1 protein-coding gene and 1 pseudogene are annotated in these 897 nt (G+C 69.0%); both read right to left on the minus strand.

All coding sequences use genetic code 11. The features are described from left to right. Positions 1-35: 35 nt before the first annotated feature. Entirely contained in the window at positions 36-665 is a 630-nt protein-coding gene (locus AC6LKD_RS32610) for a LysE family translocator (protein ID WP_492275759.1), read from the minus strand. A gap of 33 nt (positions 666-698) precedes the next feature. Further along, a pseudogene (locus AC6LKD_RS32615) lies at positions 699-897 on the minus strand (DEAD/DEAH box helicase); the annotation flags it as partial.

Below are 897 nucleotides of genomic sequence, written 5' to 3' on the forward strand. Positions count from 1 at the left end.
TGCGCCGTCGCCGGCGCATGCCCCGCGCATGGGATTCAGGAATGGCGGCGGAACGACGCCAGGAATACGCCAGCCAGGATGAACAGCGAGCCGAAGGTCCGGTTCATCCAGCGGATGTGCTTGGCGCTGCGCAGCAGGCGCAGCACGCGCGCCGCCAGCAGCGTGTACACGCCCATGGCCACCAGGTCGGTAAACGCCAGCGTTGCGGCGATCGCTGCATATTGCTGCGTCAGCGGTAGCGCGGTATCCACGAACTGCGGCACCACGGCCAGCAGGAACACCGTGCCCTTGGGGTTCATGGTGTTGATCAGGAAGCCGCGCAGCACCAGTTCACGGATCGTGGCGGCCTTGGGGTCGCCGGAGTCCACCGTGACCGGCGCGGCATCGGTGCGGATCTGGCGCACGCCCAGATAGATCAGGTAGGCCACGCCCAGGTACTTGACCACGTTGAAGGCCATTTCGGAGGTGGCCAGCACGGCGCCCAGGCCTACCGCCACCACCACGAACTGGAACAGGATGCCCATGATCAGGCCGGCCGTGTTCCAGTAGCCGCGCGCGAAGCCGTATTTCAGTCCGGAGGACATCGCCGAGATCGCTCCCGCGCCGGGCGAGAACGAAATGGCCCAGGAGGCCAGGAAGAACGTCAACCAGGTAGATAAGGGCATGGCGCGGGTCCGTGGGTGGCGGTTGCGGTGATATTACTTGCTCAGCAGCGCAGCGCGCGGCGCGCCCGACGGGCGTCCGGAGCCGCCGTTGCCTGCGGGGCGGCCGGAGCCTTCCGGACGGCGATGGTTCTGCTGCGGGCGGCCCTCGTTGCGGCCGGCGTGGGCCGGACGGTCGGCGGGCTTGCCGTCGCGCGAGCCGTGGCTGGCGCGGCCTTCACCGCCAGCGCGGGCC

The sequence above is a fragment of the Achromobacter sp. D7-1 genome (genome assembly GCF_059760445.1).

What these genes read in the sequence shown, in the direction of transcription:
- AC6LKD_RS32610 (WP_492275759.1), bottom strand. Translation starts at nt 665, where the DNA reads ATGCCCTTATCTACCTGGTTGACGTTCTTCCTGGCCTCCTGGGCCATT.